Consider the following 20,641-nt stretch of genomic DNA (forward strand, 5'->3'; position numbering starts at 1 on the left):
CGTCTCGTCAGTAGAACGTGTCAGCGCAGTCGTAGACGACGCCGTGTTCCGGACAGACGTACTTGCAGTGTCGGTGGTACATCGCCCGCTCACAGAGCGGACAGGGCCGACCGCCGGGCTGCTCGTCCATGATTCAGTAGAGCAGCCGCGCTCGCTTGTGTCTTCCGGAGTTTCGGAACGGAATGTGGGTGAAATTGGAACAATCCCTTTTGCCGGGTAGACCGTCAGTTCAGGCATGACTGACGACCTTCTCGATTCGCCCGGCGGCCGACTGCTGGTCAGCGCCGTCGCAGCCATCGCCGGCCTGGCCGGCTCCTACGCGGTCACTGGCTACGCACCCGCGTTCATCGCCTCACCTATCGAACGGACGCTCGCGCGGTCGATGCCCGGCATCGTCGTCTCGACCGCTATCTCGACGCTCGGCAGCCTCGGCCAGCAGCTGAATCTCCTGCTCGCGATTGGCCTCGCGGGGCTGTTCATCGCGCTGGCTGCCAGAGCGGCCATCCTCACCGGCCAACTGGCGAACAACCGTGCCCTCCCGGTCGTCGGAACGGCTGTCATAACCTGGGCTGTCAGTGTCGTTCTCACCAGTGAGGTCGTCCTCGCCGCCGGACCGGCGGTGTCCGCTGCCGCCGTCGTCGGAGTTGCACAGACCCTTGACGGGCTCAGCGGCTCAGTGTCACCGATATCCTCGAAACGACGGCGGGCACTCTCGACGGTCGGTGTGGCTGTCGGGGCGGCAACGGTTGGCTACACAGTTGGCAACCGACGATCAGTCGCCGCGACCGGGGACGGCGCGCCGGCACTCACTGCCCCGGGAGCTGACCTCGCCGACGTCGAAGAAAAGCTCGCCGTCGCGACCGACTCCTCCCTGCAACTAGACGACATGGACCCGCTGGTCAGCGAGAGCTTCTACGAGGTCGACATCAACTCCATCGACCCGGAACTGTCGGCCGACGACTGGTCGCTCTCTATCACCGGTGCCGTCGAGGAAGAGGTCACGCTGGACTACGAGGACCTCCAGCAGATGGACGCCGAAAACCGGTTCGTCACGCTCCGCTGCGTCGGCGAAAGTCTGAATGGACACAAGATGGACACCGCACTGTGGACCGGCGTTTCCGTCGACAGCCTGCTCGAAGAAGCCGGCGTCCAGAGCGGCTGTGAGTGCGTGATGCTCCGGGCCGACGACGACTACTACGAGGAGTTCCCTATCGACGCGTTGCGGGGCGGCATGCTCGCCTACGGCATGAACGGGAAGATCCTCCCGCGCGGCCACGGCTACCCCGTCCGGGCGCTGGTCCCCGGCCACTGGGGTGAGGTCAACGTCAAGTGGCTCTCGGAGATCGAAGTCCTCGACGAGGAAGCCGACGGCTACTGGGAGAAGCGCGGCTGGCAGGGGACCGGACCGGTGAATCCGGTCGCCAAGCTCCACCACGAATCGATGCTTTCCGACGGCCGCCGGCGTATCGGCGGCCACGCATATGCCGGCCTACGCGGCGTCCAGCGCGTCGAAGTCTCCACCGACGGCGGCGAGACGTGGGCGGACGCAACGCTCTCGGACCAGCTGCCGGCGGCTGACGGCGACGGCCCCGCCGAGGACGCGTGGCGACAGTGGGAGTACACCTACGACCCGCCCTCGGACGGTCACACCGTCGTCGTCCGGATGGTCGACCAGCGCGGTGAGGTGCAGCCCGAAGACGAGACCGACTCGTATCCCAGCGGGGCCTCTGGCTGGGTGTCCAAACAGTACTCATAGTGCAAAGCGAGCGGCACATACCGCTGTAGTCGCTACTGTGCGTATGGACGAGACGATTGCGGGCGAGGTAATCCACGTCGTCCCGCCGGCCGACCACGAGGACTACGACTTCGAGCCCAAGATGGCGTCGCTCGCTGAGTCACGCTACGTCATCGTCTGCCGCAAGGGCGGGAAGCCGTCGTGGCTCGAACGGATAGTGGCATTTCTCCGCCGCCAGCCCATCGAGCCGGTCACGCTCGTCGCAGATTCGGCGGCCGAGGAAGGAACAGAAGTCACCGCGACTGTCGAGGAAACGACGATTACCGGCGTGTACGACGTGACGGAATTCCGGTAGCCAGCCCTCAGCGAGTTAGCGCACAGCGAAAAGAACGACCTTCAGGCGCGGTGAAATCCGAATCCGCGTGGTCAGACAGCTACGTCAGCACTCGGACCAGCCACAGGACTCGCAGGTCTTGCAACCCTCTGAGTAGTACAGCGACAGCGAGCCACAGTCAGGACACTCCGGGCTCTCGCCGGCGTCGATGATGTCCTGCTGGTCGCCGCTCGTGTCGGCTGCGGCGGCCGCGCCGCCGTCGGTCTGCGTCTGTGTGGTCGCCTCGCTCTCTCGCTCGGCGGTCTCTCCAGCTTTCTCGGCGGTCTCCTCCAGCGTGGTCTGGTCGGGGTAGGCCTTGTCGACGTCGCCGTCGAGGTAGCGACGCAGGGCCGTGCCGATGGCGTCCGGGATGGACTGGATCTGCTCGCCCTTGTCCCAAGCGACCTTCGGTGACCGGATACCCTGCAGCTCGTCGGCGATCTCTTCGGGGTCCACGCCCGAGCGCAGTGCCGTCGAGATAGTCTTTGCCAGCGCCTCGGTGAAGGAGGCGGTGAAGCCGCCGGAGTTGCCGATGTTGGCGAACAGCTCGAACGGCCGGTCGGCCTCGGGGTCCTCGTTGATGTTGACGTAGAGCTTCCCGTAGCCGGTGTCGATGCGCTGTGTCACGCCGTGGAGCACGTCCGGTCGGGTCTGCTTCTCGGCGTACTCGGCGTCCCCGTCGGCGACACCCAGCACCTGCTGGATGGAGTCGTCGATGGCGGCCTGAACGGCCTCGTCTTCGAGGAAGCCCTCGATGCCGCCAAAGACCTCCTCGATCTGTGCGACGATCTCGTCGGCGTCCATGTCCGAGAACTCCGTGTTCTGGGCGCGCGTCGTCAGCACCTGCTTGCTGCGGGTGCCGTCACGGTAGTAGGTGACGCCCTTGCCGCCGTGGTCGTAGATGTACTCGAACACTTCGGCGGCGTCCTCGGTCGTGGAGTCGTTCGGGGCGTTGACCGTCTTCGAGATGGCGGAGTCGACGCCCTCCTGACAGGCCACCTGAATGCCCGCGTGCTGCTTCGCGGACAGGTCGCCGGTCGTGACGAACAGTTCGCCGATGGCGTCGGGCACGGTCGTCAGCCCGTCGACGCCGTCGAACTCGTTGTTGGCCATCTGCTCCTGGGCCTCCTGTTTGACGGCTTCGACGTCGATGTCGTTGTCCTCCAGCGCACGGAGGAAGTAATCGTCGAACTCCACGAGCATCTCGTCGCCCTGAACGTCGTCGGAGACGTTCTTGTAGTAGGCGACGTTGTAGATCGGCTCACACCCGCCGGTCGTGTTGCCGATCATCGAGGTCGTCCCGGTCGGGGCGATGGTCGTGGTGTTGTGGTTGCGGATGGCGTAGCCGTCTGCCCAGTCCTCCGCGTCTTCGCCGGTCTGTTTCTCGAACCAGTCAGAGTACTCCGTCGGGTTCGCGTACTTGGAGTTCTCCCACTCGGAGAAGACACCACGTTCCTCGGCGAGTTCGTGGCTCGTGGCCTTGGACCCGTGGTTGATGTGGCGCATCGTCTGGCGGGCGATCTCGTTGGCCTCCTCGGTCCCGTAGGCGACACCAAGCTGGATGTACAGCTGGGCCAGGCCCATGATACCGAGCCCGATCTTGCGCATCTCCCGGACTTTCTGCTCGATCTTCTCGACCGGGAAGTCAGACATCGTGACGACGTTTTCGAGGAAGCGGGTGCCGAGTTCGATGCGTCGGTCGAACTCGTCCCAGTCGATGGCGTCCTCGAGGAACGCGTCGATAGCGGCTTCCGTCGAGTCATACTCGTCGGCGTGGGCCTCCGACCAGACGCGCCAGTCCGGCGCGTCCGTGGCGGCCAGCGTCGAGAGGTTGATGTGTCCGAGGTTACAGGCCTCGTACTCCTCGAGTGGCTGTTCGCCACACGGGTTCGTGGCGAGAATCTCGTGGTCGGGGTGCTCCTCGACGTCGAAGGAGTGCTGCTTGTTCACCCGTTCGAGGTAGATGACGCCGGGCTCGCCGTTCTCGTGAGCGCCCTCGACGATGTCGTCCCAGAGTTCCTCGGCCGGAATCGAGAGTTCCTCGCCGACCTCGACGTGTTCGCCGAGGCCGAACATATCGTACAGTTCCTTCGTCTCCTCGGTGACGATGTGGGCCTCGCCCGTTCGCGGGTTCGTGAAGGTGAACTCCTCGCCGGCTTTCAGTGCCTCCATGAACTCGTCGGTGACGCCGACGGAGATGTTGAAGTTCGACAGGTGGCCCTCGACGGCGTTGCGGAGGTGCTTTGGCACCTTGCCGTCGTCGTCGATGAGTTCCCGTGCTTCCTCCAGCGCTTCGGCGAAGGAGTTGTGCGTGAAGTCGTCAGGGTCGTTCAGGCGCAGCGTCTCGGCCAGCGAGACATCCTTGTTCTTGGCGTGGATGAACTGGATGACGTCCGGGTGGGAGACGCGCATGACGCCCATCTGTGCGCCACGGCGGGCGCCGCCCTGCGCGATCGTCTCGCACATCTGGTCGTAGGTCCGCATGAACGTGATTGGCCCGGAGGCGATGCCGCCGGTCGAGCCGACGGGGTCGCCGTACGGGCGGAGCTTCCAGAACGCATAGCCCATGCCACCGCCGGACTGGAAGACCTGTGCGGCCTCCTTTGCGGTCTGGTGGATGTCGTCGATGTCGTCGCCCGGTGAATCGACGAAACAGGCAGACAGCTGCTGGAGTTCGTCGCCGGCGTTCATCAGCGTCGGCGAGTTCGGCATAAAGGAGAGCTGCTCCATCTGCTCCTGGAAGGCGTCGGCGGTCGATTCGACATGGTCGCGGACATCCTCGGGCAGTTCCGGGACGACCGTCTCGTAGGCGAACTTGTTGACGTTATAGACAGAGAGTTCGGTCTCGACGTCGTCGTCGACTGACGTGCCCTTGCCAAACACTTCGTCGGCGAGTTCGTCGCGGCGTGGGTGGTCGGGCTTCAGCTGGTCGGGCGAGACGCGTACGTCGACGTCCTGCTTGTTGGCCTCGAACACAGCCTCGGCGAGCGCGATGTTCTTCGCGACGCGGTCGAAGAGGTCTTCGGGTTCCTCGATGAGGTCGCCGTCGGCATCCTTCCGGAGGTAGCGAGCCGGGAGGATGTTGTGGTAGGCGTTGCCTGTGAGCCGCTCTTCGATAGTGTCACCGTCGGTACGTTTGATCGGGAGCGTGATCTCGTCGGCGGAAAGGTCGCTGTTACTCATCGCCCGCTCCTCCTCCCGACAGCGGCCGTCTGTCGGTCGATACCCCTCGTCGTAGCTACCCGTGATCCTGTCATTTCTGGCGGCGAATACGTATTCATCGATAGCGTTTAATCCTTCTTGTCTGCGATCGGCGGTGGTCGTAGCGGTCTCCGGAGTCGCGGCTACGGTGTTCGACGAACTGTGCTGGTGACGCGTGAAACGATAGTCGCGTACAACGGAATAGATGCCGTCGTTTCTCCTTAATACTGTCCAGACCGAGGTGAAAGTGAAACCCCGACCCTGTGAACCACCAGACGTGAGCGAAATATCCAGTAGAAACTGGCGGGGGTTTGTGGCTAGCGATATACGCTTACTAACAATTCGTAGGGAGGGAGTAAGGCTGTGTCAGACGCACCGCTGTAATGCGGTTTTGACAGAATTTGTCTATCAGTCCGTGCGATGTCGGTCTTGTGTTCGTATGCGCTGTTTCGCCCCTGTCCCGTCCGGGACGCTGTCCGCTATCGAGTTTAGGGGCAGACCGGCTGGGGTGCGAGAGGCGGGACGCTTACAGGTCTGTGGACCAAAGAAATGTGCGTGCAGTACGACGGGCTCACCAAGGGAATCGCAGTGGTGTTCGGAGGCCTGACAGTCGTCCTGACAGCGGTGGGCCTCGTTATCAATCCCGCAGTACTCTTCCTGGCACTCATGTTCGGGGTGTCGACGTATTTCATGTACTACCACCTCAGCGGGAAGATGGCTGCAAGCCTCTACGAGCGGGTCGAGCGACAGGCGGCACAGAACACGGGGAACGCCCGCCGTGGCGGGTTTGGGGCCGGCCCACGGGAGGAGTGGGAACCGCCGCGAGACGGTCGCCGAGCGCGCCGTTCGCAGGCGAGCCAGGGGCGACGACGTCGCCGGCAGGGACGGCAGCGACAGCGACGCCAGACAGCGGGCGACCGACAGCGCGCCCAGTCATCGGGACCGAGTCCGGCGGAAGCCTACCGGCGGCTGGGCCTCGATCCGGACGCCGACCAGAGTACTATCAAACGAGCCTACCGGGAGAAGGTCAAAGAGGTCCATCCCGACACCGATAGCGGGAGCGAGACGGAGTTCAAGCAGGTGCAAGCGGCCTACGAGACGCTGACCGACGACTGACCGCAATTCCCATATGCGGTGCTCCAAACCCGGACGTATGGACAGCGACACGCCGCCGATTATTGTCGATATCGATGGGACACTGACCGACGAGAGCCGAGCGATTGACCACCGTGTCATGCCGGTCCTCCGCGAGTGGCCCGCACGCGTCGTCATCGCCACCGGCAAGGCAATGCCGTTCCCGATTGCGCTCTGTGAGTTTCTCGGCATCGAGCGGACAGTCGTCGCCGAGAACGGCGGCGTCGTGTTCGTCGAACCGACCGACGAACTCAGGCTGGAAGGCGATCAGGAGGCGGCGCTGGCGGTCGGCGAAGCCTACCGTGATCTGGGCCACAACCTCGGGTTCGGGCAGGTCGACCTGGCAAACCGATGGCGCGAGACGGAACTTGTCGTCTCGCTCGACCAGCCGCTCGAACCGCTGGAGGAACTGGCCGCGGCACGCGGGCTCGTCGTCCTCGACACCGGCTTCGCCTACCACGTGACGGACCCAGTCGTCGACAAGGGGACAGGACTCGAAGCGGTGTGCGCGGAACTGGATCTGGAGCCGGCAGAGTTTCTGGCGGTCGGCGACTCGGTGAACGACGCCCAGATGTTCGACCTAGCCGGTGAGGCCGTGGCTGTCGCCAACGCCGATGAAACGGCGCTCGAACGGGCTGACCGGGTGACCGATGCGAGCTATGGCGACGGCTTTCTCGAAGCGGTCGCACCGTATCGGGATTGACTCCTCCCGTTCGGCATTCCCTGTTGCTGTCAGAACCGTCGCTAATCGGATTGGCAAGCAGGAGACACCAATCGACAGCGCCCGATATCCACGGGGCAGCGTCACACGACCGCAAACCCCGTTTAGCGGCTCAGTCCACGAGCTGTCTGGCTGCGCCTTTCGGTATAAATATCCGTCCGGTCGATACTATGAGAGACACACTCAGCCACCGGATTCAGGAGCGCTCTGGAGCCGTAAATCCGGGGAAGGCTTATATCTACCCCACAGTAACGGGAGGATATGAGCCCCGACCGGGCTGTCCTCCGGCGCGCGCTTGACCGCGGCGAGCGGGAGGGTGGCAGCGTCGAGTTCAAAGAACGGCTCACCGAGAACCTCCACCTGTCCGAGGGGCGACTCGAATCCCTCGCGGCACAACTCCGCCACCGCGTTCTCTCCGGGGATGGGGAGGCGACGTACGTCGTCGGCGTCACCGACGACGGCGGTCTGGCCGGCATCTCGCCGGCGGAGTTCTCAGAGTCGATGGACGTACTCAGTCTGCTGGCAGAGGAGGCCGGCGCACACATTGAGGATGTCAAAACGTGGGGCGTCGACGGCGTCTCGGACGACGGGTCGACCGACACAGACGGTATCGTAGGCGTCGCGACGGTCTCCGAAGGGTCGGTCCTCGCGGACGACGACCATATCGTCGTGGGCACCGCCGGCCACGTCGACCACGGCAAATCCACGCTCGTGGGGTCGCTGGTCACCGGTGACGCCGACGACGGCGAAGGTGGGACACGCGGCTTTCTCGATGTCCAGCCTCACGAAGTCGAGCGGGGACTGTCCGCGGACCTCTCCTACGGCGTCTACGGCTTCGACGACGACGGCGAGCCGATCCGCATGGACAATCCCCATCGGAAGGACGACCGTGCTCGCGTCGTCGAGGAGTCCGACCGGCTCGTCTCCTTCGTCGACACGGTGGGTCACGAGCCGTGGCTTCGGACGACAATCCGTGGCCTCGTTGGCCAGAAACTCGACTACGGCCTCCTGACCGTCGCGGCCGACGACGGGGTGACTGAGACGACGCGAGAACACCTCGGTATCCTGCTAGCGACGGACCCCCCCACGATTGTTGCCATTACGAAAACCGACCTCGTCGACGGAGAGCGGGTCGCCGAAGTCGAACGCTCCGTCGAGCAGGCACTGCGAGAGGTCGACAAGACGCCGCTCCGGGTCGAGCGTCACGGCGTCGACACGGCTATCGATGAAATTTCTGAGACCGTCGTTCCCGTCGTCACCACCAGCGCCGTCACGAAGGAGGGGCTGGACGCCCTCGACGACATGTTCGAGGCGCTGCCCAAGACCGCCGGTGAGGTGGGTGACTTCCGGATGTATGTCGACCGGACGTACAACGTCCAGGGGGTCGGCGCGGTCGCCTCCGGCACCATCAAATCCGGCGCGGTCGAGGCCGGCGACGAGCTATTACTTGGACCCATGCAGGACGGGAGCTTCCGGGAGGTCGAAGTGCGGTCCATCGAGATGCACTACCACCGGGTCGACGAGGCCAAGGCGGGCCGCATCGTGGGTATCGCGCTGAAAGGCGTCCGCGAGGCGGACATCGAGCGTGGGATGGTCCTGCTGCCGAGCGACGCGGACCCGTCGCCGGTACAGGAGTTCGAAGCCGAGGTGATGGTGTTGAACCATCCGACCCGCATCGGCGACGGTTACGAGCCAGTGGTCCACCTCGAAACGGTCAGCGAGGCCGCGGCCTTCTACCCGGAAGGAGGACAGCTACTCCCGGGCGACGCCGGCAAGACCCGAGTCCGATTCAAGTTCCGCTCCTATCTCGTCGAAGAGGGCCAGAAGTTCGTCTTCCGCGAGGGAAGCTCGAAGGGCGTCGGGACCGTCACAGATATCGACCCGACGGAGTAGCGACCCGCCGTCTCCACTCTCTGCTCACCGGTCCACGTCATCTCCGGTCGGTAACCGATAGCCGTCATCCGTTTTCTCGGCGAGTCCGAACAGCACGGCCCACTCCAGCAGATTCGCCGTGCGCTCCCGCCAGACGGCTTCCCAGTCGGCGTGCCGCTCGCGCTCCCAGCGGGGAATCTCAGCCCGGAGCGCATCGAACGCAGCTTCAGTGCCTACTGCCTCCGAATCGAGAGCGGCGAGGAGTACGTCGACACCGAAAATCGATTCCTCGAATGCCGCTGCAAGGTCCGCCCGGTCGGGGTCGGTCCTCGTCCGGTAGTAGCCCCGGTCGCTCTCGGCGACCAGTCCCAGCGCCCGCAGGAACACCAGGTACTTTTGGGCCGTTTCGCGGTCTGACACGTCAGTCGCCGTCTGTATCGCCCGGCAACAGTCGGCCTCGCTGTCGGGGACGAGCGGAATCGCCGCTCTTGCAGTGTCTAAAAAAGAGTCCGAACGGGCCGGCGGTGCGACCTTGTAGCGCACGGTTCCTACAGGCCGAAGCTCTCGGCTAACACGTTCTCGCTCGTCCCGCCGACAACGTGCGTGTCGCCACCGACGACATCGATGGTGACGGCGGCCGGGCCGAACAGTTCGACGGGAAGCTCCGCGAAGTCCCAGTCCACGTCCTCAAAGACGCCCTCCAGCGGTTCGCCGTATTCTCGGGCTGCGATGGAGGGAACCTCGTCGAAGCGGTCGAAGGACTCGTCGACGGTGAGGTGGACCTCGCTCCCGTAGGCGAGCGCGTCAGTGGTCCGGGCCATCGCAGTGGCTTCGTCGCCAGCGACCGGCGCGACCGGCGCACGGCCGCTGGCCGACAGCACCGACACCGGGTCGAAGCCGAGTTCGGCAAGCCGGAAGACGGCCAGTTCGGCGGCTCGGGCCGCGGCGACGACGCTCCCGGTGACACTCGCCGTCGCGAACGACGGCAGGAACACGCCGGTCTCGGGGACGCCGGTACGCTCGGCGACCTGGCTCGCGACGGCCTCGTCCGGCAGTTCATCGGTCTCTAGAGCCAGCACAGCGAAGTCGGCGTCCTCGCGGTAGCCGATCCGCTCGAAGGCTTCCTCTTCGGCAACGAGTGCGCGTGCGGGGCCGCTCCCGAGCGCCTCGAAGCCGTCGGCGGCCAGCTCCCAGCCGCCCTTCTGTGAGCACAGCAGGGCCAGTGCCGGGTGGTCTGTCGACAGTTCGACGTGGTTCAGCGGCGCGCCGCCGATGGTGTCCATCGTGGACTGGACCGTCGCCAGCCCGGCTGTCTGAATTTCCGCGAGCAGCATGCCGGCCTCGACAGCGCCAGGGACTTCGACGCCGAAGTCCAGCACCGCGGCGTCACCCTCCAGCGCGTGTACGTCTATCGTGAGCTCGTCGGCGAAGTCGATGGCCTCGTCTACGAGTTCCGTGGCCATCCGATTGAGACTATCCATACGCCGTGTTTGGCACCCTTCCCTTTAATCTCCGCCTTCCCCGGCGTCGCTTCTGGCCGCCCGACCGAGATGCTCCTCGACGGCGTCGACCTTGTCCTGTGCCTGCTGGTCGACGCTCCGCTTGTCATCGATCTTCAGGAACGTGCTCACACGGTCGGTCTGCTCGCCGACGGCCTCGTGAGCGGCGTGGGTGGCCGCGAACAGTTCCTCGCTGTCTTCTGCTTCGATAATGGTCCCCATCGGCGTCGTCTCGTACTCGACGTCGAACGCCTCCAGCGCCGCGACAGCGTCGGCGACGTACGACGACATGCTGCCTTCGATGACCGGTGCAACCGAGAGAAACCCTATGCAGGTCATACTGGTTCCCACGCGCGCCCACGACCTAACCGCTATGGTACTCGCGCAACACTATCGGTGTCGGACTTGAGTAAAGAACTGCCGCTGTTCGAAACGCTTACTCGCCTTCCTCGACCGGTGCCCCGCGAGCGTTCGTCTTGACGCTCTGGAGCCCCTGCTTCGCTTTCTGCTTGGAGGCGTAGCCCTGCCCGCAGTCGGCGATGATCTCGCCGTTGTCGTGGCGGAGTCGCCAGCGCGCCTTCCCCTCGCTGTCTTTGAATAGTTCAAACGTCGCTTTGCTGCCTCCCTCTTCGACAACACCGTCGTCGTCTTTGGACTTGTCGACGACGTACGCGCCGGGCGCGTTGGTTTTGACGCTTTCGAGGCCCTGCTCGGCCTTCTGCTTGGAGGCGTAGCCTTCCCCACTGTCGGCAATGATATTACCATTGTCGTGGCGAAGCCGCCAGCGGTACTGCTTGGCACTGTCCTCGTACACCTCGAACGTCGCCTTGCTCGCGGCCACATCGGTCTCCACCGTCCCTTCGTTCTCGTCCCACTCCATATCGATTTCGAGTGTGACAGTCCCGTCTTCCCGCTCGACCTCGACCTCGAGCTCGGATTCGGCCGGTGGTGTGACCGTCACAGTCTGTTCTTCGTCAGCCGGCGCGGGCTCACCGCGGCTGAGCCTGTTTGCCAATCGTCGGAAGTACGACGCGATTCCTCTGCGACTCCGTGTTTCCTGTGACTCGTGGACCGTCTCGTCCGTCATACACTCTCATTGTTGATGGGACAACAAATAATGATACTCCATACTCGAAGCAGCCACCGTGTGTAACCATAACACATGGTGGAGAGTCGATAATCTGCAATTTGGCGGCAGAGAGTTGCGCTGAGCCTGTTTTTTCAATCGTTGCTACTCCGGGGGTACTGGCGCTGTGCACTCCAATTTTACAGTAACACTTGGCGACAGATTCGACACGCGAGCATAGTCGCCAGAATCAGCAGCGAATTTCGAAGCGCGCCCCGCCGTCTTGGCCCTCGGCGATGGTGATGTCCCAGCCGTGTGCGGCGACGATGTCCGTGACGATAGAGAGTCCGAACCCGGACCCGCCGTCACTGGTCGTATACCCGTGGTCAAGCACTTTCGACCGGCCCTCCGGTGGGATGCCGCGTCCGTCGTCTTCGAGATAGAAGCCCGACAACTCCGTCTCGTCCGCATCGTCAAGTGTGCCAACACGGAGGGTCAGCGGTGTATCGTTGTGGTCGAACGCGTTCCGAAAAAGGTTCTCGAAAATCTGCAACAGGCGACCATAGTCTGCCCCGACCACAGTGTCTCTTGAAACGTCCAGTTCGAGCGTCCCGCCGCCTGTCTGGGTATGTCCCCACGCGTCCTCGGCGACGGCGCATAGTGAGACCTGCGACAGGTCGGTAATGCTTTGGCCCACACGAGCGAGCGTCAGCAACTCGTCTATCATCGTTTCCATCCGCTCAAGATTCCGCTCCATCGTCTCGACGTGCGCCGTTGGAGCGTCATCCCGGATAAAATCGACTCGGGCCTTCGTGACCATCAATGGGTTTCGGAGGTCATGCGACACGACGCTCGCGAACTGGTCCAGTTTCTCGTTTGACTGTTCGAGTTCCCGTTTTGTTTCTTTGAGTTTCTGTTCGTCGTGTTTCTGCTGTGTGATTTCCCTGGAAATGAACTGGATGGTGTTGGTGTCACCAGTCTCGCTGAGAGGGGTAACGATGTTGTGGAAGTGTCGCACGCCAATCGAATCCTGAAACGTCACCGCGCTCCCGGCCGTAATGGCCCGCTGGCCGTATTCGAGTCGCTCGGAAGCCATCTCGTCCGGGAGCACGTCTGTTAACTGCGAGTCAATGAGCTCCGGGCGGGTAGTGTTATGTGCTCGGGCCATCGATTTGTTCGCTGCAAGGATTTGCCCGTCGGTAGTGACCTCCACGATCTCGTCCGGCGTGTTGTCGACCAGTCGCTCGTACTTCTGCTGTGCCCGGTGCTGGCCAACGACGTTCCGTATCCGCGTGGCGAGCAACGTGAGACGCTCCCCGTCTATGATTTTCTTCTTCTGGAGGTAGTCATCGACACCAGTACCGATTGCGTCGCTGGCGACATCCTCGCCGCCCTGCCCGGTCAGCAGAATGAACGGTATCGAGAACTCCGAATCGACGTTCGTGCAGAGCTCTAACCCGTCCATTCCGGGCATTTTATAATCGCTGATAACACAGTCGACGCGCTGCTCGCGCAGCGACTCGAGTGCGTCCCGCCCCGAACTCGCTGTGTTGGTGGTAAAGCCGTGTGCGTCGTTGAGTTTCTCCGACGTTATCTCGACAAAAAAGTCACTGTCGTCAACAACGAGGACGCTGATATCTCCGACGACATCCATACTGCATCGCTCTTAGTGTTGAGGATCTTTAACTGCCGGGTTTTGCAACGGATACATGACAGCTTCACCCCTTTTCAGAGTTATATTCCACCAAACTAACTGCGAACTGGCTGCAGTCTGGCGGTATCGAGGAAATATCTCGCGATGGGGCGTCGATGTCTTGCCAGTCCACGCAGTAGTGACTCGGACCCACGGATTCCAGCCGTACGCTCAGCGGGACTCCTCGAAAATTGTACTCGTAACAGCGCGCTGGCTGGGAGTGAGCAACCGCGAAGCGATTGCACGACTCACGGATACCGAGCACATGTGACGCGGTGCTCAGTGGAATAGTTCGTCGTAGAAATGCGCTGGCTGGGATTTGAACCCAGGTTGTGACCATGGCAAGGTCACGTGATACCAACTACACTACCAGCGCTTGCTTTGTCTGCTCTGACCTTCACGACGGGTGGTCGCTCAGTGCCAGCGTGCAACGCCTCGTTGCAATCAAATCTGGCGGGGGTGAGAGTAAAAAGCCTTCCGTTTTCCGGGGAAAACCATGGGAGGTGAGGGCAATCACCGCCCCGTCTGAGCCCTGGACCGTGTGATGGCGTCACGAGACATGGCCTTTCGGAAGCGGCAATCTAGTGATCGGGTGCATCGGTCCCGAACCGGCATGACGGACCATGTGAACGCGACGCATCGCGAACGTGAAACGGGGGCTTTTTAAGCCCTGGAAAGGGAGATATCGGCACAGTCTAGTGGCGCGACGTGGAAGCGTCACGGCATGACGACCAGCGTACTCGTGCCGTCTTCCCTCGCACGGGAAGCCGAAGACAGACGCGAGGCAACTCGCAAGCTCGGTTACGTGGCCCGCGCGGCCGCGGTCTACCGGGTTGATCGGCTGACAGTGTACCCCGACCCTGACGGGGCGGGCAAATGGGAAGACGGGTTCGTCGAAACCGTGCTGCGGTACGCCGCGACGCCCCCGCACCTCCGAAAAGAGATGTGGGGTAAGCGGGACGAACTGGAGTACGTCGGCGTCCTGCCGCCGCTCCGCGTGCGTTCACAGACCGGCTCCGGATCTGAGGGTTCGGGGTCGTTAAGACAGGGAATCGTGACCGAGGTCGGAGCTGATGGGCGCGTCCGGGTCAATTGCGGCATGCAACACCCGATCTCCCTTCCCGTCCCAGCGGATATGGACGTGGAACAGGGGGAGCGCGTGACCGTCAGGGTCTCTTCGCGACGGCCGGTCCGGGCGAAACTCGTCGACGCCCCTACAACGGGATTCGACGTTGTCGCCGCGGACCTCGATGCGGCACTCTCGCGCGACGATGCCGGGCTCACTATCGCGTCCTCGCGATACGGCGAGCCGGTAACGTCGACCCGTCTCGGCCAGCTGGCCGAGCGGCGCGACGCCGAGGGCGGCATGACAGTCGCCTTCGGGGCACCCGAGCGCGGGTTACCGTCGATACTCGACGTTGCCCCGGACGCCGTCGGGGGAGACCAGACGAGCGACGAACCAGAAGGGTTCGACCTCTGGCTGAATACGGTTCCGAACCAGGGCAGTGAGGTCGTGCGAACGGAAGAAGCTCTGTTCGCCTCCCTCACCTGTCTAACCCTCACGGAGTAAACGAATGCCACAACCAAGCAGACCACGCAAAGGCTCAATGGGCTTTGGCCCGCGCAAGCGCTCGACGAGCGAGACACCTCGCTTCAACAGCTGGCCGTCTGACGACGGACAGCCGGGCGTCCAGGGGTTCGCCGGCTACAAGGCAGGCATGACACACGTCGTGCTCGTCAACGACGAACCCAACTCCCCCCGCGAGGGGATGGAGGAGACTGTCCCGGTGACAGTCATCGAGACGCCGCCGATGCGCGCCGTCGCCCTGCGAGCGTACGAAGACACGCCGTACGGTCAGCGTCCGCTGACGGAAGTCTGGACCGACGAGTTCCACTCGGAACTCGACCGGACCCTGGACGTTCCGGAGGACCACGACCCGGACGCTGCTGAGGAACAGATACGCGACGCTCACGAGGCCGGTGACCTCGGGGACCTGCGACTCATTACGCACACCGTCCCCGACGCCGTCCCGAGCGTCCCGAAGAAAAAGCCCGACGTGATGGAGACTCGCGTCGGCGGTGGGTCCGTTTCGGACCGCCTCGACCACGCCCTCGACATCGTCGAGGACGGTGGCGAACACGCGATGAACGACATCTTCCGCGCCGGCGAGTACGCCGACGTGGCCGGTGTCACGAAAGGCAAAGGGACGCAGGGTCCCGTCAAGCGGTGGGGCGTCCAGAAGCGGAAAGGCAAGCACGCCCGTCAGGGCTGGCGCCGACGGATCGGCAACCTCGGTCCGTGGAACCCGTCCCGCGTGCGCTCGACGGTCCCCCAGCAGGGGCAGACCGGCTACCACCAGCGCACCGAGCTCAACAAGCGCCTCATCGACATCGGCGAGGGCGACGAACCCACCGTCGATGGCGGCTTCGTCAACTACGGCGAGGTCGATGGGCCGTACACGCTCGTGAAGGGCTCCGTGCCCGGTCCGGACAAGCGCCTGGTGCGCTTCCGGCCCGCGGTGCGTCCGAACGACCAGCCGCGCCTCGACCCCGAGGTGCGCTACGTCTCCAACGAATCGAACCAGGGATAACCTATGCAGGCAACAATCTACGACCTGGACGGCAACACAGACGGCGAGGTCGACCTGCCGGACGTCTTCGAGACGCCGGTTCGGTCCGACCTCATCGGCAAAGCTGTACGTGCCGCACAGGCCAACCGAAAGCAGGACTACGGGTCCGACGAGTATGCCGGCCTCCGAACGCCGGCAGAGTCCTTCGGTAGCGGCCGCGGGCAGGCACACATCCCGAAGCAGGACGGTCGTGCCCGCCGCGTCCCGCAGGCGGTCAAAGGGCGAAGCGCCCACCCGCCGAAAACCGAGAAGGACCGCTCGCTCGACCTCAACGACAAGGAACGGCAGCTGGCCGTTCGCTCGGCGCTGGCTGCGACGGCCGACGCCGACCTCGTCGCCGACCGCGGCCACGAGTTCGACCGTGACGAAGTGCCCGTCGTCGTCTCCGACGACTTCGAGGACCTCGTCAAGACGCAGGAAGTCGTCTCGCTGCTGGAGGCGCTCGACGTCCACGCGGACATCGACCGCGCCGACGAGACGAAGATCAAGGCTGGACAGGGTTCGGCCCGTGGACGGAAGTACCGTCGTCCCGCCTCGATTCTCTTCGTGACCAGCGACGAGCCGTCGACGGCCGCCCGCAACCTCGCGGGGGCCGACGTGGCAACCGCCAGCGAGGTCAACACTGAAGACCTCGCGCCTGGCGGTGCGCCCGGTCGACTCACCGTCTTCACGGAATCCGCACTCGCGGAGGTGGCCGAGCGATGAGCTGGGATGTCATCAAACACCCACACGTCACAGAGAAGGCCATGAACGACATGGACTTCCAGAACAAGCTCCAGTTCGCCGTCGATGACCGCGCCTCCAAGGGCGAGGTCGCCGACGCCGTCGAGGGGCAGTACGACGTGACAGTCGAACAGGTCAACACGCAGAACACGATGGACGGCGAAAAGAAGGCCGTCGTTCGCCTCTCTGAGGACGACGACGCCCAGGAAGTCGCCTCCAGAATTGGGGTGTTCTAACGATGGGACGACGAATCCAAGGACAACGGCGCGGCCGCGGGACCTCCACGTTCCGTGCTCCGTCGCACCGTTACAAGGCTGATCTGGAGCACCGCAAGGTCGAGGACGGCGACGTTGTCGCCGGCACGGTCGTCGACATCGAGCACGACCCGGCCCGCTCGGCCCCGGTCGCCGCCGTCGAGTTCGAAGACGGCGACCGCCGACTCATCCTCGCGCCGGAAGGCGTCGGGGTGGGCGACGAGCTACAGGTCGGCGTCAGCGCCGAGATCGCACCCGGGAACACGCTCCCGCTGGCCGAGATCCCAGAGGGGGTCCCGGTGTGCAACGTCGAATCCAGCCCCGGTGACGGTGGGAAGTTCGCCCGCGCGTCGGGTGTCAACGCCCAGCTGCTCACCCACGACCGCAACGTCGCGGTCGTCAAGCTCCCTTCCGGGGAGATGAAGCGGCTTGACCCGCAGTGTCGCGCCACCATCGGCGTCGTCGCCGGTGGCGGCCGAACTGACAAGCCGTTCGTGAAGGCTGGCAACAAGCATCACAAGATGAAAGCGCGAGGGACGAAGTGGCCAAACGTCCGTGGTGTGGCGATGAACGCCGTCGACCACCCGTTCGGTGGTGGCGGACGCCAGCACCCCGGCAAGCCCAAGTCCATCTCGCGGAACGCCCCGCCTGGCCGTAAGGTCGGGGACATCGCCTCGAAGCGAACAGGTCGAGGTGGCAACGAATGAGCTCAGAATACCAAATCGGCCACGAAGGAGAGTTCTCCTTCCGCGGCCACACGCTCGACGAGCTGCAGGAGATGGAGCTCGAGGAAGTCGCGGAACTGCTCCCCGCTCGACAGCGGCGAAGTATCGTACGCGGCCTGACCGAGGAGAAACACAAGCTCCTCGAAAAGGCCCGCAAGGCCGGCGAAGAGGAGACAGCCAACGACCCGATCCGGACACACCTGCGCGACATGCCGGTTGTCCCGGAGATGGTCGGGCTGACCTTCGCCGTCCACGACGGCCAGAACTTCGAGCGTGTCAAAGTCGAGCCCGAGATGCTCGGCCACTACCTCGGTGAGTTCCAGCTCACCCGGAGTAGTGTCGAACACGGTCAGGCCGGTATCGGAGCGACACGCTCCTCGAAGTTCGTACCGCTCAAATAATCATGGGAATCAGTTACTCAGTCGAAGCCGACCCGGACACGACGGCCAAAGCGATGCTCCGGGAGCGGCAGATGAGCTTCAAGCACAGCAAGGCCATCGCCCGCGAGATCAAGGGCAAAACGGCCGGCGAGGCTGTCGACTACCTCGAGGCGGTTATCGAGGGCGACCAGCCCGTTCCGTTCAAACAACACAACTCGGGCGTCGGCCACAAACGCAAGGTCGACGGCTGGGACGCCGGGCGCTACCCGGAGAAGGCCAGCAAGGCCTTCCTCGACCTGCTCGAGAACGCGGTCGGCAACGCCGACCATCAGGGCTTCGACGGTGAGGCCATGACGATCAAGCACGTCGCCGCCCACAAGGTCGGCGAGCAGCAGGGTCGCAAGCCCCGCGCAATGGGGCGTGCCTCGGCGTGGAACAGTCCGCAGGTCGACGTCGAACTCATCCTCGAAGAGCCGGAGGTCGAAGACTAATGGCCGACGAACAACAGTTCATCGAGGACGGGCTCCAGCGCACCCAGATCGACGAGTTCTTCGCAGAGGAACTTGGTCGAGCCGGCTACGGCGGCATGGACGTCGCCAAGACGCCGATGGGGACCCAGATCGTGCTCAAAGCCGAGAAGCCAGGGATGGTCATCGGCAAGGGCGGGAAGAACATCCGGAAGATCACGACGGAACTCGAGGACCGATTTAACCTCGACGACCCGCAAGTCGACGTGCAGGAAGTCGACGAGCCGGACCTCAACGCCCGCATCGTCGCGGACCGCCTGGCCAACGCACTCGAGCGTGGCTGGTACTTCCGCAAAGCGGGCCACACCACCATCGACCGCATCATGGAGTCGGGCGCACTCGGCGCAGAGATCGTCCTCTCCGGAAAGGTCACGGGTGCACGCTCACGCGTGGAGAAGTTCAACCGCGGCTACGTCAAGCACAACGGCGAACCCGCGGAGGAGATCGTCGACAGCGGCGTCGGCGTCGCCGTGATGAAGCTCGGTACCATTGGGGTCCGAGTCAAGATCATCCCGCCGGACGCGGAACTCCCCGACGACTTCGAGATCTACGAGGATGTCGACGTCGAGGACTACGTGGCCGACACCGACGGCGAGTCCGTCGAAGAACTCCTCGAAGGCGAGCCCGAAGACAGCGAGACGGCCGAAGAACTCGACGAAGACGTGGCCGCCGGGGCCGACGACGACTCCGAGACCGACGAGGAGTTCGTCGACGAGGAGATCGTCGAGGAAGACGTCGAAGTCCCGACTGACGACGATGTCGAGGACGTCGACGTCGACGAACTCGAAGACGCTGTCGACGAGGAACTCGACGAGGACGTCGAAGCGGAAGCAGAAGAGCTGATGGACGAAATGGACGACGAGGAGGGTGACGACGAATGACCGTCCTGCACGTCCAGGAAATTCGGGACATGACGCCCGCCGAGCGCGAGGCGGAACTCGACGACCTGAAGACCGAACTACTGAACGCCCGGGCCGTCCAGGCCGCGGGTGGTGCGCCGGAGAACCCCGGTCGCATCAAGGAGCTGCGGAAGGCCATCGCCCGCATCAAGACGATTCAGGGCGAAGAAGGCGACCTGCAGGAGAACGAATAATGCCACTGACACCCGAGACGCTCCCACGACACGAACTCGTCGGCCTCGACTGCGAGGTCGTCTCGGCGTCCAATCCGGACGTCGTCGGTATCAGCGGAACTGTCGTCATGGAGACGACACAGATGCTGACACTCGAGGGAGCCGACTGGGTGTGGCACGTGCCGAAGGACAGCGCGACGTTCGCGTTCGACCTGTCGACCGAGACGGTTCTCGTCGACGGCGACCGACTCGTCGCGCGTCCCGCTCGTCGCACAGAGAACACAGGAGATTCACTATGGCGCTAGGACTGAACGTACAGGAACCGGAGGAAACCTGTGCCGATCAGAACTGCCCGTTCCACGGAGAGCTCTCCGTGCGCGGACAGACACTGAACGGCGAGGTAGCCTCCACTGACATGGAGAAGACCGTTGTCGTCGAGCGCGAGTACGACGTGAAGGTGCCGAAATACGACCGCTTCATGAAGCGGCGGAGCCGCGTTCCGGCTCACGCACCGGATTGTCTCGACCTCGCGGTCGGTGACACGGTCACGATAGCAGAGTGTCGACCGCTCTCGAAAACGAAAAGCCACGTCGTCGTTGGCGTGGTCGCCGACGAACAGGACGGTGATGCCTGATGGAAGCACTCGGTGCTGACGTCACGCAAGGCCTCGAGAAGGGCTCGCTCATCACGTGTGCGGACAACACGGGAGCGCGCGAACTCAAGGTCATTTCCGTCCACGGCTACTCGGGAACGAAGAACCGCCACCCCAAAGCTGGGCTGGGCGACAAGATCACGGTCTCGGTCACCAAGGGGACGCCCGAAATGCGTCGCCAGGTGCTCGAAGCCGTCGTCGTCCGCCAGCGAAAGCCGATCCGTCGACCCGACGGCACCCGCGTCAAGTTCGAAGACAACGCGGCCGTCATCGTCGACGAGAACGAGGACCCGCGCGGGACTGAGCTGAAAGGTCCCATCGCACGGGAAGTCGCACAGCGATTCGGCAGTGTGGCATCAGCAGCGACGATGATTGTATAGAACC

The 20,641-nt window shown here is 63.7% G+C and carries 24 protein-coding genes and 1 tRNA gene; 17 read left to right on the top strand and 8 right to left on the bottom strand.

Features of this window, described 5'->3' with window-relative positions:
- Positions 1-7: 7 nt before the first annotated feature.
- The gene (locus tag IEY38_RS21665) at positions 8-130 is read right to left on the bottom strand and encodes an HVO_2523 family zinc finger protein (RefSeq protein WP_004591539.1); all 123 of its coding nucleotides are present in this window, start codon (positions 128-130) and stop codon (positions 8-10) included.
- Between the two features lie 105 nt (positions 131-235).
- Between IEY38_RS21665 and IEY38_RS14610 the strand changes: the two genes are divergently transcribed.
- Both IEY38_RS14610 and IEY38_RS14615 read left to right on the top strand, forming a co-directional pair.
- Positions 236-1,756, top strand: coding sequence for a sulfite oxidase (locus IEY38_RS14610; protein WP_188979007.1), 1,521 nt, complete (start codon positions 236-238; stop codon positions 1,754-1,756).
- A 43-nt stretch (positions 1,757-1,799) separates the two neighbouring features.
- Positions 1,800-2,090, top strand: coding sequence for a DUF7526 family protein (locus IEY38_RS14615; RefSeq protein WP_005538095.1), 291 nt, complete (start codon positions 1,800-1,802; stop codon positions 2,088-2,090).
- Positions 2,091-2,174: 84 nt separating this feature from the next.
- Here IEY38_RS14615 and IEY38_RS14620 read toward each other — a convergent pair whose 3' ends face one another.
- Entirely contained in the window at positions 2,175-5,291 is a 3,117-nt protein-coding gene (locus IEY38_RS14620; RefSeq protein ID WP_188979014.1) for an adenosylcobalamin-dependent ribonucleoside-diphosphate reductase, read from the bottom strand.
- Between the two features lie 573 nt (positions 5,292-5,864).
- Between IEY38_RS14620 and IEY38_RS14625 the strand changes: the two genes are divergently transcribed.
- From IEY38_RS14625 to IEY38_RS14635, 3 genes are all read left to right on the top strand, one after another.
- The gene (locus IEY38_RS14625; RefSeq protein ID WP_188979021.1) at positions 5,865-6,425 is read left to right on the top strand and encodes a J domain-containing protein; all 561 of its coding nucleotides are present in this window, start codon (positions 5,865-5,867) and stop codon (positions 6,423-6,425) included.
- Between the two features lie 37 nt (positions 6,426-6,462).
- Positions 6,463-7,146, top strand: coding sequence for a phosphoglycolate phosphatase (locus IEY38_RS14630; RefSeq protein ID WP_188979030.1), 684 nt, complete (start codon positions 6,463-6,465; stop codon positions 7,144-7,146).
- Between the two features lie 279 nt (positions 7,147-7,425).
- Entirely contained in the window at positions 7,426-9,057 is a 1,632-nt protein-coding gene (locus IEY38_RS14635; protein WP_188979032.1) for a GTPBP1 family GTP-binding protein, read from the top strand.
- Between the two features lie 24 nt (positions 9,058-9,081).
- On the opposite strand, the gene IEY38_RS14640 is transcribed toward IEY38_RS14635, so the two are convergent.
- The 6 genes from IEY38_RS14640 to IEY38_RS14665 form a co-directional block, all read right to left on the bottom strand.
- Entirely contained in the window at positions 9,082-9,579 is a 498-nt protein-coding gene (locus IEY38_RS14640; RefSeq protein WP_188979035.1) for a hypothetical protein, read from the bottom strand.
- 5 nt (positions 9,580-9,584) lie between these two features.
- Complete coding sequence (mch, locus tag IEY38_RS14645) at positions 9,585-10,517, bottom strand: methenyltetrahydromethanopterin cyclohydrolase (RefSeq protein ID WP_188979036.1); 933 nt, start codon at positions 10,515-10,517, stop codon at positions 9,585-9,587.
- Positions 10,518-10,541: 24 nt separating this feature from the next.
- Entirely contained in the window at positions 10,542-10,874 is a 333-nt protein-coding gene (locus IEY38_RS14650) for an MTH1187 family thiamine-binding protein (RefSeq protein ID WP_170095641.1), read from the bottom strand.
- Between the two features lie 97 nt (positions 10,875-10,971).
- On the bottom strand, positions 10,972-11,622 hold the full coding sequence (locus IEY38_RS14655; RefSeq protein WP_188979039.1) for an HVO_2922 family protein: 651 nt from the start codon (positions 11,620-11,622) through the stop codon (positions 10,972-10,974).
- A gap of 229 nt (positions 11,623-11,851) precedes the next feature.
- Positions 11,852-13,255, bottom strand: a complete 1,404-nt coding sequence (locus IEY38_RS14660; RefSeq protein WP_188979041.1) for a sensor histidine kinase — start codon at positions 13,253-13,255, stop codon at positions 11,852-11,854.
- 343 nt (positions 13,256-13,598) lie between these two features.
- Positions 13,599-13,670, bottom strand: a tRNA-Gly gene (locus tag IEY38_RS14665).
- Positions 13,671-14,018: 348 nt separating this feature from the next.
- On the opposite strand from IEY38_RS14665, the gene IEY38_RS14670 reads away from it, so the two are divergent.
- The 12 genes from IEY38_RS14670 to IEY38_RS14725 are packed head-to-tail and all read left to right on the top strand — an operon-like array spanning position 14,019 to position 20,637.
- Complete coding sequence (locus tag IEY38_RS14670) at positions 14,019-14,864, top strand: putative RNA uridine N3 methyltransferase (protein WP_004957426.1); 846 nt, start codon at positions 14,019-14,021, stop codon at positions 14,862-14,864.
- A gap of 4 nt (positions 14,865-14,868) precedes the next feature.
- Positions 14,869-15,885, top strand: coding sequence for a 50S ribosomal protein L3 (gene rpl3p / locus IEY38_RS14675; protein WP_005538112.1), 1,017 nt, complete (start codon positions 14,869-14,871; stop codon positions 15,883-15,885).
- Positions 15,886-15,888: 3 nt separating this feature from the next.
- Positions 15,889-16,629, top strand: coding sequence for a 50S ribosomal protein L4 (rpl4p, locus tag IEY38_RS14680; RefSeq protein WP_005538114.1), 741 nt, complete (start codon positions 15,889-15,891; stop codon positions 16,627-16,629).
- A complete protein-coding gene (locus IEY38_RS14685; protein WP_005538115.1) occupies positions 16,626-16,883 on the top strand; it encodes a 50S ribosomal protein L23 in 258 nt (85 codons plus the stop codon). The genes rpl4p and IEY38_RS14685 overlap by 4 nt, the downstream gene beginning before the upstream one ends.
- Positions 16,884-16,885: 2 nt before the next feature.
- Complete coding sequence (locus tag IEY38_RS14690; RefSeq protein WP_004516968.1) at positions 16,886-17,608, top strand: 50S ribosomal protein L2; 723 nt, start codon at positions 16,886-16,888, stop codon at positions 17,606-17,608.
- Entirely contained in the window at positions 17,605-18,027 is a 423-nt protein-coding gene (locus tag IEY38_RS14695; protein ID WP_188979044.1) for a 30S ribosomal protein S19, read from the top strand. Before IEY38_RS14690 ends, IEY38_RS14695 begins: the two co-directional genes overlap by 4 nt.
- 2 nt (positions 18,028-18,029) lie before the next feature.
- Positions 18,030-18,497: a 50S ribosomal protein L22 gene (locus IEY38_RS14700; protein ID WP_005538121.1), complete on the top strand. Its 468-nt coding sequence runs from the start codon at positions 18,030-18,032 to the stop codon at positions 18,495-18,497.
- Positions 18,497-19,414, top strand: a complete 918-nt coding sequence (locus tag IEY38_RS14705) for a 30S ribosomal protein S3 (RefSeq protein ID WP_170095646.1) — start codon at positions 18,497-18,499, stop codon at positions 19,412-19,414. Before IEY38_RS14700 ends, IEY38_RS14705 begins: the two co-directional genes overlap by 1 nt.
- Positions 19,411-19,626 carry a 50S ribosomal protein L29 gene (gene rpmC / locus IEY38_RS14710; RefSeq protein ID WP_004516964.1) on the top strand — a complete coding sequence of 72 codons (216 nt, stop codon included), beginning with the start codon at positions 19,411-19,413 and terminating at the stop codon, positions 19,624-19,626. Before IEY38_RS14705 ends, rpmC begins: the two co-directional genes overlap by 4 nt.
- On the top strand, positions 19,626-19,910 hold the full coding sequence (locus IEY38_RS14715) for a ribonuclease P protein component 1 (RefSeq protein ID WP_188979046.1): 285 nt from the start codon (positions 19,626-19,628) through the stop codon (positions 19,908-19,910). The genes rpmC and IEY38_RS14715 overlap by 1 nt, the downstream gene beginning before the upstream one ends.
- Positions 19,901-20,239, top strand: coding sequence for a 30S ribosomal protein S17 (locus IEY38_RS14720; protein ID WP_004591559.1), 339 nt, complete (start codon positions 19,901-19,903; stop codon positions 20,237-20,239). The genes IEY38_RS14715 and IEY38_RS14720 overlap by 10 nt, the downstream gene beginning before the upstream one ends.
- Positions 20,239-20,637 carry a 50S ribosomal protein L14 gene (locus IEY38_RS14725; RefSeq protein WP_004516961.1) on the top strand — a complete coding sequence of 133 codons (399 nt, stop codon included), beginning with the start codon at positions 20,239-20,241 and terminating at the stop codon, positions 20,635-20,637. The genes IEY38_RS14720 and IEY38_RS14725 overlap by 1 nt, the downstream gene beginning before the upstream one ends.
- The last annotated feature ends 4 nt before the right edge of the window (positions 20,638-20,641 follow it).

Origin of the sequence: Haloarcula sebkhae (assembly GCF_014647415.1) — an archaeon.
Taxonomy (GTDB): Archaea; Halobacteriota; Halobacteria; order Halobacteriales; family Haloarculaceae; genus Haloarcula; species Haloarcula sebkhae.

Bases quoted from the DNA above. Each gene is read 5' to 3' on its own strand.
- IEY38_RS21665 (WP_004591539.1), bottom strand. From the start codon at position 130: ATGGACGAGCAGCCCGGCGGTCGGCCCTGTCCGCTCTGTGAGCGGGCG.
- IEY38_RS14610 (WP_188979007.1), top strand. From the start codon at position 236: ATGACTGACGACCTTCTCGATTCGCCCGGCGGCCGACTGCTGGTCAGC.
- IEY38_RS14615 (WP_005538095.1), top strand. From the start codon at position 1,800: ATGGACGAGACGATTGCGGGCGAGGTAATCCACGTCGTCCCGCCGGCC.
- IEY38_RS14620 (WP_188979014.1), bottom strand. From the start codon at position 5,291: ATGAGTAACAGCGACCTTTCCGCCGACGAGATCACGCTCCCGATCAAA.
- IEY38_RS14630 (WP_188979030.1), top strand. From the start codon at position 6,463: ATGGACAGCGACACGCCGCCGATTATTGTCGATATCGATGGGACACTG.
- IEY38_RS14635 (WP_188979032.1), top strand. From the start codon at position 7,426: ATGAGCCCCGACCGGGCTGTCCTCCGGCGCGCGCTTGACCGCGGCGAG.
- mch (WP_188979036.1), bottom strand. From the start codon at position 10,517: ATGGATAGTCTCAATCGGATGGCCACGGAACTCGTAGACGAGGCCATC.
- IEY38_RS14650 (WP_170095641.1), bottom strand. From the start codon at position 10,874: ATGACCTGCATAGGGTTTCTCTCGGTTGCACCGGTCATCGAAGGCAGC.
- IEY38_RS14655 (WP_188979039.1), bottom strand. From the start codon at position 11,622: ATGACGGACGAGACGGTCCACGAGTCACAGGAAACACGGAGTCGCAGA.
- IEY38_RS14660 (WP_188979041.1), bottom strand. From the start codon at position 13,255: ATGGATGTCGTCGGAGATATCAGCGTCCTCGTTGTTGACGACAGTGAC.
- IEY38_RS14670 (WP_004957426.1), top strand. From the start codon at position 14,019: ATGACGACCAGCGTACTCGTGCCGTCTTCCCTCGCACGGGAAGCCGAA.
- rpl3p (WP_005538112.1), top strand. From the start codon at position 14,869: ATGCCACAACCAAGCAGACCACGCAAAGGCTCAATGGGCTTTGGCCCG.
- rpl4p (WP_005538114.1), top strand. From the start codon at position 15,889: ATGCAGGCAACAATCTACGACCTGGACGGCAACACAGACGGCGAGGTC.
- IEY38_RS14685 (WP_005538115.1), top strand. From the start codon at position 16,626: ATGAGCTGGGATGTCATCAAACACCCACACGTCACAGAGAAGGCCATG.
- IEY38_RS14690 (WP_004516968.1), top strand. From the start codon at position 16,886: ATGGGACGACGAATCCAAGGACAACGGCGCGGCCGCGGGACCTCCACG.
- IEY38_RS14695 (WP_188979044.1), top strand. From the start codon at position 17,605: ATGAGCTCAGAATACCAAATCGGCCACGAAGGAGAGTTCTCCTTCCGC.
- IEY38_RS14700 (WP_005538121.1), top strand. From the start codon at position 18,030: ATGGGAATCAGTTACTCAGTCGAAGCCGACCCGGACACGACGGCCAAA.
- IEY38_RS14705 (WP_170095646.1), top strand. From the start codon at position 18,497: ATGGCCGACGAACAACAGTTCATCGAGGACGGGCTCCAGCGCACCCAG.
- rpmC (WP_004516964.1), top strand. From the start codon at position 19,411: ATGACCGTCCTGCACGTCCAGGAAATTCGGGACATGACGCCCGCCGAG.
- IEY38_RS14715 (WP_188979046.1), top strand. From the start codon at position 19,626: ATGCCACTGACACCCGAGACGCTCCCACGACACGAACTCGTCGGCCTC.
- IEY38_RS14720 (WP_004591559.1), top strand. From the start codon at position 19,901: ATGGCGCTAGGACTGAACGTACAGGAACCGGAGGAAACCTGTGCCGAT.
- IEY38_RS14725 (WP_004516961.1), top strand. From the start codon at position 20,239: ATGGAAGCACTCGGTGCTGACGTCACGCAAGGCCTCGAGAAGGGCTCG.